The organism is Rhizobium fabae, assembly GCF_003985135.1.
Taxonomy (GTDB): domain Bacteria; phylum Pseudomonadota; class Alphaproteobacteria; order Rhizobiales; family Rhizobiaceae; genus Rhizobium; species Rhizobium pisi.
Genome location: NZ_ML133659.1, coordinates 76,088 through 85,422, shown reverse-complemented (window position 1 = coordinate 85,422; position 9,335 = coordinate 76,088). Strand labels below are relative to the sequence as shown.

Genomic DNA, 9,335 nt, shown 5'->3' with positions numbered 1-9,335 from the left:
GGCAAGCTCAGGGGTGAAGTCAACCAGCCTTCACCGCCAGGGAATGGCCGGCCGGCCGGCACGCTCGCGCCAACACGACTTACTCTACCTAAAATATCGTAATTTATCAGAGGCTTACGTCACAAATATTTATCCCGCGGGCCGGCTTTTCGCCGCAATTGCGTCGCATGCGGACTGCACCTCCGCCCTTGACCGGGCCTCTCCCTGCCTAGTTGTCTAGCCATGCTTATGAAATTGGATCGGCGCCGTTTCCGCGCGCTGCGTGTTTTCCTCGACCCCGGTCGGCTGCGCGTACTGACGCGACGCAGCGAGGTCGGCCTTTCCATGGCGGGCGCCGTCGTCGGCATCGCCTCGGGGCTTGCCGTCACCGGTATGAGTTTCGTCTCGAGCGAATTGCACCAGATGATCTTCGGCATTTCAGACAGCGAAAGGCTGAGCGCGTCAGTGATCGACGACAAGCTGCTGCTGCTCATCGCCCCCGTGATGGGCGGCGTCCTGCTCGGGCTTCTGCTCTTCGTGATGGCGAAACGGCGCAAGAAGCCGATGGTCGACCCGATCGAAGCCAACGCGCTGCATGGCGGCCGCCTGTCCCTGACCGACAGCATCATCGTCGCCGTGCAGAACTTGATTTCCAACGGCTTCGGCGCCTCCGTCGGCCTGGAAGCCGGCTATACCCAGCTTGCCGCTGGCATCGCTTCGAAATTCGGCTTGAAGCTGCAGCTGCGCCGCTCAGACCTGCGCATCCTCGTCGGCTGCGGGGCTGCGGGCGCCATCGCCGCCGCCTTCAATGCGCCGCTGACGGGCGCCTTCTACGCCTTCGAGCTGATCATTGGCACCTACACGATCGTGTCGCTGACCCCGGTCGTCGTCTCCGCTCTCGTTTCCACCCTCATCGCAAGGCTGCTCGCCGAGGGCGACTTCACGATCGATATCGGCAGATTCGGCTCAGTCGTGCCGGCGGATTATATACCGACGCTGCTGCTCGGCGCGGTCTCGGCCGGCGTCGGCATCCTCCTCATGCAGGGCGTCGCCTTCATCGAGGAACTGGCGCGCAAGAGTTCGATCGCCCCGCCCTTCCGCCCGGCGCTCGGCGGCATCATCGTCGGGCTGCTGGCGATGATCTCGCCGCAGGTGCTCTCGGCCGGCCATGGCGCCCTGCATCTCAATCTGTCGCGAGACGTGGCGATCCCGGTGCTGATCGGTCTCTTCCTGTTGAAATCGCTTGCCTCGGCAATCTCGATCGGCTCCGGCTTCAGGGGCGGCCTGTTCTTCGCCTCGCTGTTCATGGGCGCCCTGCTCGGCAAGCTCTTCGCTTATGGCGGGCCCTATTTCGCCAATGCGACGCTGACGCCGGTCATCTATGCCGTGGTCGGCATGAGCTCGCTTGCCGTCGCCGTGATCGGCGGGCCACTGACGATGACCTTCCTGGCGCTCGAAATCACCGGCGATTTCCCGATCACAGCACTTGTGCTCGCTGCCGTCATCACTTCCTCGCTCGTCGTGCGCTCGACCTTCGGCTATTCCTTCGCCACATGGCGCTTCCACCTGCGCGGCGAAAGCATCCGCAGTGCCCACGATGTCGGCTGGATCCGCAACCTGACGGTGGACAAGCTGATGCGCGCCGACGTGAAGACGGCCAAAGCGGGTATCTCGCTGGAGGAGTTCAAAAAGGCCTTCCCGATCGGCTCGACCCAGCGCGTCATCCTCGTCGAGGAGAGCGACAAATATGCCGGTCTCGTGCTGGTGCCCGAGATCTACGCCAATCCGACCGACGCCCAGGACGAGGGCAAGGCGCTTGCCGATTTCATCCGCTACCGCAACGATTTCCTGCAGCCGCAGATGAACGCCAGGCAGGCGGCTGCGATTTTCGACAAGTCCGAAAGCGAAGCGCTCGCCGTCGTCAACAACCTGATCGAGCGCAAGGTGATCGGCCAGCTCAGCGAAAGCTATACGCTGCGCCGCTACAGCGAAGAACTCGACCGCCGCCGCCGCGAGGTCTCAGGCGAGATTTGAACCGCTACGGCCTCCGGCGGCGCGCGACTTTTCAGACACGCAAAGGACGTCGTTCGAACTATTCAGCAGCGTCGGCGAGCCTGAAGACCTCGGCCCTCTTCGAAACGCCGCGCAGTTCGAACGATCCGAGATATTGGCATGGCACCGCACAGGTCGTCGCGAAACTCTCCGACATCAGGAGTGGCTGTTCGAGCGTGCCGCAAAGCTTTTCAAGCCGCGAGGCCTCGTTGACGGCCCTGCCGATCACCGTGAAATCGAGCCTGCCGCGAGCGCCGACATTCCCATAGAAAACCTCGCCCAGATGCAGCACGACATCGACGCCGATGTCGGGGCCGCCGTTTTGCGTCCGCTCGCGGTTCAGCACCTCGTTTGCTTTCAGCAGATTCTTCGCGGAAGCCAGCGCCGCCATGCAAGCCTTCTGCGGCTCCTCGGCGTCGGTCGGAAAGATCGCAAGCACGCTGTCGCCCATGAATTTGAGGATCTCGCCGGAATTTTCCTCGACATGCCGGTCGATCAGCTCGAAATGTTCGTTCAGAAACTCGACGATCTCGCCGGGCTGATAGACCTCGGTCAGGGCCGTGAAATTTCGGAGATCGGCAAGCAGGATCGCAGCGTTGATAGAACCGCCCGTTCCCCTCTGGGTCTCCCCGGCTAGGATGCGCGCGCTGGTTCTGGCGCCGGTGTAGACCGCGAGGATTTCGGTGGCGGTTTTCGATACCGCCACGCGGTAAGCCGCCAGTCCCAGCGCAGGGACAAGCGCTTTGACGATTGCCAGCTGATCATCGGAAAATCCACCCGGCGCATCGCTGGTCAGGGAGAAACCGAGCCCACGCAACGCGACCTCCTTCGGAAATTCGCAAAGGCTGACAAGGTGGTCCGTGCCGCCGGCAAGCGCAAATTCCGCAAGCTGCGGATAGTCGAGCCCCTCACCCTTGGCCAATATCCAGCGCCCTATTCTCTCGCCGCGGCTCAACAGGTAAAAGATCGGTGTTTTCTCGAAGTTGCGCTCTTCCACGCTGCCATGCGCCGCATTTTCGAGAACGGTCGCACCACCGCGCACGAAATTGGCCGAGATGCCGCGATACATGGGATGAAGGGATGGCATGGTGATGCTGGCCCGCCAGATCGGAATGCCGTCGGCAATCAGCCTGTCGCAGAGGCCGGCGACGAGGTCACCAATATGCTCGCTGGTGAGCCCCTGCTCTATAAGCCACTGAGTATGATTGTTAATTTTAGAACCTCCACATGACCGACGCAATTTATGGTCGGAAATCGGGCAAATGGACGGCGATAACCAACCGGGGCATTGCCAAATCAACCAATAGTCGAGTCAGGCAGATGTTTCTAGCCATCGATCATGGCAACGACAACCGCAGCGCAGGCACGACGCCTGCGGCATCTTCTCTCACATCCTGACCGTCATTCCACCGTCGACGGTCAGCACGTGGCCGTTGACGAAAGAGGCGGCGGGGCTTGCGAGAAACAGCGCCGCGCCGGCAATCTCGTCAGGCCGTCCCCATCGCTGGACCGGAATGCGCTGGCGCACGAAAGGCATCAACTCCTCGTTTTGAGCCATCGCCGCGTTCGTCTCGGTGGCGAACCAGCCCGGCGCAATCGCGTTGCTGGTAATGCCATGCGGGCCGAATTCGACCGCCATGCCGCGCATCAGACCGGTCAGGCCCTGCTTGGCTGCCGGATAGACGCAGTCGCCGGGCATTGCGACATGGCCGCTGATGGAAGTCACCGCGATCAGGCGGCCGTGATGGCGCCGTTTCATCAGCGCGGCCGCATCCCGCGAAAGCGTCATCGCCGCGGCCAGATCGGTACGCAACAGTTCGATGATGGCATCATCGTCGAATTCGGCCAGCGGCCGCCTGTCGCGAACTCCGACATTGTTGATCAGGATATCGAGACGGCCATGGTTCCTGTCGATGTCGGCCATCACAGCACGCTGGGCCTCGCGGTCGGCAATGTCGAAAGCGGCGGCCTCGGCCGTCCCGCCCGCGGCCCGGATGGTCCTGACCGCTTCGTCCAGCATCGCCGCCGTGCGTCCGGTAACGACGACATGCGCGCCGGCCTCGGCCAGGGCGCGTGCCATCTCGAAACCCAGACCACGGCCGCCGCCGGTGACCAGCGCCACCTGACCTGCCAGTGAAAATCGATCCAGCACGCTCATGGTTTTCATCGTCCTCCACCGGGTCCGTCGCCGCTGCAATTAATGGACTCAGTCAACTAATTTGGCAAGAGCGGAACAAGACGCTATCCTGTGGAACGATGGGGGCCCGGCTTGGCTCCCTTCTTCTCCCCTCGGGGAGAAGGTGCCCGTAGGGCGGATGAGGGGGCGGCACGGCACACCATTCATTGCCCTTCGCTCGCGCTCAGCGCATTCGCGGCTCTGCCGCTCACCCCCTCATCTGCCTGCCGGCATCTTCTCCCCGCTGGGGAGAAGGGATATGTGGCGGCGCTTTGCCCTCTCTCCTTGACCGGAGCAAGAAATATCCGGCGAAGCCGATGTTGCTCCCTCATCAAGCCAGCCGCAAAGACAGCACGACACACCCAACCTAGCCGAGCAGCCCCGCAAGCCAGCGCGGATCAAGATGCCTCTCCAGATCGCTCGCAATCTCATCGAGCGCCCGGTCGACACTCTCGCGGTAATTCCGCTGCTCGCCCGACAGGCCGAAGCTTTGAAGCAGCCGGGCGCGATAGGCGTCGCTGCCGAAGAGGCCGTGCAGATAGGTGCCCATGATCCGGCCGTCGGCCGACACCGCCCCGTCGGGCGCGCCGTCGATAATTGCCGAAGGCCTGTCGCAATCCGGGCCGCGGGTGATGCCGAGATGGATCTGGTAGCCGGCAAGCGGTACGTCATATTCGGTCGAGCGGGCCTGGCTGTTGCGCACGGTCTTCTCCGGCGCCATCTCGGTCTCGACGTCGAGAAGCGAAAGCCCCGGCGTCTCCAGCGTCCCGCCCTCGATGCCGAGCGGATCGCGCACCGTTCGGCCAAGCATCTGATAGCCGCCGCAGATGCCGATCACCCGGCCGCCGCGCCTGATGTGCGTCTGGAGATCCCGGTCCCAGCCTTGGGCCCTGAAGTCGGCGAGATCCGATATCGTCGATTTCGAGCCGGGAAGGACGACGAGGCCCGCGTCGGCAGGCAATCGTTCGCCTGACCGCACGAAGACCAACTCGACATCCGGCTCGGCCCTCAGCGGATCGAGATCGTCGAAATTGGCGATGCGCGGCAGCACCGGCACGGCGACCTTCAGCGCGCCGGCCCCGCCCTTCGCCAGCCGTTCGAGCACGACCGAATCCTCGGCCGGCAGGCGCGCAGCCGCGGATAGCCACGGCACGACGCCGAAGCACGGCCAGCCGGTGAAGCCTTCGATGGCGCGGATGCCGTCGTCAAACAGCGAGACGTCGCCGCGGAATTTGTTGATGAGATAGCCGGAAATCATCGCCCGGTCGCCCTCGTCGAGGATCGCATGCGTGCCGACGAGCGAAGCGATGACGCCGCCTCGGTCGATATCGCCGACCAGCACGACCGGCACGCCAGCCCGCATCGCAAAACCCATATTGGCGATATCGCCAGCTCTCAGATTGATCTCAGCCGGCGATCCGGCGCCCTCGACGATCACGAGATCGGCGCCCGCGGCCACTTTTTCGAAGCTCTCGAGCACGGCGCCAAGCAGTTGCGGCTTCAGCCGCTGATAGTCCCGCCCCTTGGCCTGGCCGAACACCCTGCCCTGGACGACGATCTGGCTGCCGTTTTCCGATTGCGGCTTCAGCAACACCGGGTTCATGTGCACCGAGGACGGCGTGCGGGCGGCCAGCGACTGCAGCCATTGCGCCCGGCCGATCTCGCCGCCGTCATCGGCGACCGCCGCATTGTTCGACATGTTCTGCGGCTTGAACGGACGAACGGTGAGCCCGCGGTTGGCCGCCAGCCGGCAGAGGCCGGCGACCAGCACCGTCTTGCCGACATCCGAGCCGGTTCCCTGCAGCATGATCGCTCTTGCCATTGGCAGCCCGTATTTGTCCTTCGTTCAGGCGAGGCCTACAATGGGCTGTGATCCCGGGTCAAGGCTTGCCTCAGCCGCCAGCTGAAAACGCGAAAACCGCGCATGGCCTTGGCTCTGCGCGGTTTGCCGAAAACTCAGGCGTCTTCACCCTCTACACGGCGAAGCTCGCTTTCTCCGGTACGCACTACCTGAACCGGAGAAGCAACGGTCGTTCCCGCTGCGACCCCACTGATAACGGCACATTCTTACCGGAGAGTTATTGAAGCCTTACGCAAATATTAATTTTGACTTTTTTTGCCGTTCCCGGCAAATTTTCTGCCGAACGCCCACCGGCGATCGCGAGGAACGTGCATTCTCACCCGCCGCCACATTGGCGGGCGTGGCGTCATAAATTATTCGAATTCAATAATTTAGATACTCAACCATGAGCAGAAGGCAATTGATTTCTGCAAACGAACGCGTAGGCTCCTGAGAAAATGCGCCATGCTTGAACATGGCTTGCGACGGACTGCCGGCACCGCAGGGAATACCGGATTTCAAGACCCGGCTGCACGTCCGATCCAAGAAGAAAAATTCGGGGAATGACGATGAAGACGATTCTGATTTCGGCCGTCTTTGCCGCGGCTCTTTGGACTGTCGCTGCGCCGGCCGAAGCCGCCGACTGCGGCGAGGTTTCGATCGCCGAGATGAAATGGGCCTCGGCCGGCATTGCGGCGAACTTCGACAAGATCATCCTGGAAAAGGGCTATGGCTGCTCCGTCACCATCGTCGACGGCGACACGCTTCCGACCTTCGCCTCGATGAACGAGAAAGGCATCCCCGACATCGCCTCGGAATACTGGATCAATTCCGTCAGGGCCCTGCTCGATGAGGCCGTCAAAACCGGCCGGCTGGAAGAGGGTGCCGAGATCCTGGCCGACGGCGCCATCGAGGGCTGGTGGATCCCGAAATTCACCGCCGACGCCAATCCCGACATTCGCTCCGTCGAGGATGCGCTGAGACATCCAGAGCTCTTCCCCGCCGAAGACGACCCGTCGAAGGGCGCCGTCTACAATTGCCCACCCGACTGGAGCTGCCGGATTTCCACCGCCAACCTGTTCAACGCGCTCGGGGGCGAAAGAAACGGCTTCGAACTGGTCGACACCGGCAGCGCGAAAGGGCTCGACGCGTCGATCGCCCGCGCCTTCGACAACAAGGTCGGCTGGCTCGGCTATTACTGGGCGCCGACCGCCATCCTCGGCAAATACGACATGACCCGGCTGAGCTTCGGCGTTAGCCACGACAAGGCCGAATGGGATCGCTGCACCGCGGTTGTCGGCTGCATCAGGCCGGCCGTCAACTCCTACCCGGTCTCGCGCGCCTTCACGCTGATGACAAGGTCTTTCGCCAGCCGCGCCGGCCCCGTCACCGCCTATCTCAGGACCCGCAAATGGGACAACGAGACCATCAACCAGGTGCTCGCCTGGCAGGACGAAAACCGCGAAAGCAATGCGGATGCCGCGGTCTATTTCCTGCGCAACTATGAGAGCCTGTGGACGAAATGGGTGCCGGCCGATGTAGCCGAGAAGGTGAAGGCGAGCTTATAACGACAGGACACGATCAACGACCGGACGATTCGAGATGACTGGCAATATTCCCTTTCCCGACCGCGACACCGTCGCGGAAAAGCTTGCCGCGCTGTCCGACGCCGACAAATCGTTTCTGACGCTGCTCATGGAGAACGCCGCCCAGGACGACAATCTGCTCGACGGCCTGCGCCGCCATCTCGACCTTGCTGCGGAATCGCGTTTCCTGAACTCGCTGAAACTTGAAAATCTCGGACTGTGGCTCGGGACCGACGCGCCGGACCGGCTGCAGATCCGGCTGATGGAAACCGCCCGCTCCGGCCAGCATCCCGCATACCAAGCCTTCCGGACCGGCCTCAGCCGATCCGGCGGCCTCGAAAGGGCATATCCCCCGGTCGTCCGCTAGGACGATCCGGCCCGGCCACTCGTTAGAGTGGTCCGGCCCCAGCCAAGAATGATCCGGCAACGATCCAGCGCGGTCCCGCCGAACCTGCCACCGGATCACTTCCTAGCAGCGTGGCCCACCGAGCGGCCGGCATCCTGGGTAGCGTTGACGGCGTTCGCCGTATCCTTTCCCACGCCGCGGATCGTGTTGCCGCAGGAGGAAAGAGCAAGAAGAACCATGAAGGCTGCGGCAATTTTGGCCGTTGTCGTCATTTCGAATATCCTTGTTTGAAATCAACCCCGAACGGCAGTTCATGCCGTCCGCGTCCATAACGCGCAAGGGAATAAAAGGTTCACGCCTGAAAGGTGTCCTCAGGCGGCGACAGCCTTCGCTCTCTCGGCAAAGGCGCCACGAATGCTGTCGGCCACCGTCTCGATCGGCCCCGACATCTGCGAGGCGGTCAAAAGGCGGATATCGAAGGCGCCGAGCTCCGGCAGCCCTTCCTGCGGGCCGAGGATCGCCATGTCCTCGTTGACATAGGAGAGCGGCAGCGGCGCGATGGCAAGATCGGAGAGCACGGCGGCGCGCTGCGCCATCGTGTGGCCGCTGAGATAGGCGACGCGATAAGGCCGCTTGTTGCGTTCGAGTTGGGAGAGCGCCTCCTGGCGCCAGATGCAGCCATCCTCCCAGATCGAGATCGGCAAGGGGTCGCGGCGATGCGCCGAACCGCACTTAGCACCGGCCCAGACCAGCCGCTCGCGGAACACCACCTCGCCGCCCGTCGGGAACGGCCGCGTCGCACAGTTGATCAGAGCCAGGTCGAGCCGCTGCTCCTCCATGCGCTTCTTCAGCCCCATGCTCATGTCGATCGTCACATCGACCATGATGCCGGGATAGCTCTCGGCAAAACTCTTCAGGATCCTCGGCAGCAGCCGCTCGCCGATATCCTCCGGCGCGCCGAGCCGGACGACACCGGTCATCTCAGGCATGATGAAGCGCGACACCGCCTCGTTGGACAGCGCCAGAATGTTGCGGGCATAGGAGAGCAGCATCTCGCCATGGCGCGTCAGCGTCACGGAGCGGGCATCACGCAAAAACAGCGTCGCGCCGAGTTGCTCCTCGAGCTTCTTGATTTGCATGGAAACCGCCGACGGCGTGCGGAAGACCGCTTCGGCGGCGGTGGAAAAATTGCCTGTCTCGGCGATGGCGACGAAGGTGCGCAGCACATCGTTGTCAAGCAAAGGAATGGGACGGCGAAATGGTAAGCTCATCGTCGCATCTTTCAATTTTTCTGATTTATAACCGCATATCATTTTGTTTGATTGAATGTCAATCGGCCGCCATATTTTCAGTGTC

At 62.6% G+C, this 9,335-nt stretch carries 8 protein-coding genes; 3 read left to right on the top strand and 5 right to left on the bottom strand.

The genetic code is table 11. The features are described 5' to 3' along the window. The first annotated feature begins 222 nt into the window (after positions 1–222). Positions 223–2,013: a chloride channel protein gene (locus tag EFB14_RS26965; RefSeq protein ID WP_126829559.1), complete on the top strand. Its 1,791-nt coding sequence runs from the start codon at positions 223–225 to the stop codon at positions 2,011–2,013. A gap of 58 nt (positions 2,014–2,071) precedes the next feature. Here EFB14_RS26965 and EFB14_RS26960 read toward each other — a convergent pair whose 3' ends face one another. From EFB14_RS26960 to EFB14_RS26950, 3 genes are all read right to left on the bottom strand, one after another. Next, positions 2,072–3,160, bottom strand: a complete 1,089-nt coding sequence (locus EFB14_RS26960; protein ID WP_126829617.1) for an adenylate/guanylate cyclase domain-containing protein — start codon at positions 3,158–3,160, stop codon at positions 2,072–2,074. A 258-nt stretch (positions 3,161–3,418) separates the two neighbouring features. Then, positions 3,419–4,189, bottom strand: a complete 771-nt coding sequence (locus EFB14_RS26955) for an SDR family oxidoreductase (protein ID WP_126829616.1) — start codon at positions 4,187–4,189, stop codon at positions 3,419–3,421. A 385-nt stretch (positions 4,190–4,574) separates the two neighbouring features. Next, positions 4,575–6,029: a cobyric acid synthase gene (locus EFB14_RS26950; protein ID WP_126829558.1), complete on the bottom strand. Its 1,455-nt coding sequence runs from the start codon at positions 6,027–6,029 to the stop codon at positions 4,575–4,577. 581 nt (positions 6,030–6,610) lie between these two features. On the opposite strand from EFB14_RS26950, the gene EFB14_RS26945 reads away from it, so the two are divergent. Together EFB14_RS26945 and EFB14_RS26940 are read left to right on the top strand one after the other, a co-directional pair. Continuing rightward, positions 6,611–7,615, top strand: a complete 1,005-nt coding sequence (locus tag EFB14_RS26945) for a glycine betaine ABC transporter substrate-binding protein (RefSeq protein ID WP_183605076.1) — start codon at positions 6,611–6,613, stop codon at positions 7,613–7,615. Positions 7,616–7,649: 34 nt separating this feature from the next. Next, the gene (locus EFB14_RS26940) at positions 7,650–8,000 is read left to right on the top strand and encodes a hypothetical protein (RefSeq protein WP_126829556.1); all 351 of its coding nucleotides are present in this window, start codon (positions 7,650–7,652) and stop codon (positions 7,998–8,000) included. A 95-nt stretch (positions 8,001–8,095) separates the two neighbouring features. Here EFB14_RS26940 and EFB14_RS26935 read toward each other — a convergent pair whose 3' ends face one another. Next, positions 8,096–8,251 carry an entericidin domain-containing protein gene (locus EFB14_RS26935; protein WP_126829555.1) on the bottom strand — a complete coding sequence of 52 codons (156 nt, stop codon included), beginning with the start codon at positions 8,249–8,251 and terminating at the stop codon, positions 8,096–8,098. 99 nt (positions 8,252–8,350) lie between these two features. After that, the gene (locus EFB14_RS26930) at positions 8,351–9,292 is read right to left on the bottom strand and encodes a LysR family transcriptional regulator (protein WP_183605077.1); all 942 of its coding nucleotides are present in this window, start codon (positions 9,290–9,292) and stop codon (positions 8,351–8,353) included. Positions 9,293–9,335 lie beyond the last annotated feature (43 nt).

Bases quoted from the DNA above. Each gene is read 5' to 3' on its own strand.
- EFB14_RS26950 (WP_126829558.1), bottom strand. From the start codon at position 6,029: ATGGCAAGAGCGATCATGCTGCAGGGAACCGGCTCGGATGTCGGCAAG.
- EFB14_RS26945 (WP_183605076.1), top strand. From the start codon at position 6,611: ATGACGATGAAGACGATTCTGATTTCGGCCGTCTTTGCCGCGGCTCTT.
- EFB14_RS26935 (WP_126829555.1), bottom strand. From the start codon at position 8,251: ATGACGACAACGGCCAAAATTGCCGCAGCCTTCATGGTTCTTCTTGCT.
- EFB14_RS26965 (WP_126829559.1), top strand. From the start codon at position 223: ATGCTTATGAAATTGGATCGGCGCCGTTTCCGCGCGCTGCGTGTTTTC.
- EFB14_RS26940 (WP_126829556.1), top strand. From the start codon at position 7,650: ATGACTGGCAATATTCCCTTTCCCGACCGCGACACCGTCGCGGAAAAG.
- EFB14_RS26930 (WP_183605077.1), bottom strand. From the start codon at position 9,292: ATGATATGCGGTTATAAATCAGAAAAATTGAAAGATGCGACGATGAGC.
- EFB14_RS26955 (WP_126829616.1), bottom strand. From the start codon at position 4,189: ATGAGCGTGCTGGATCGATTTTCACTGGCAGGTCAGGTGGCGCTGGTC.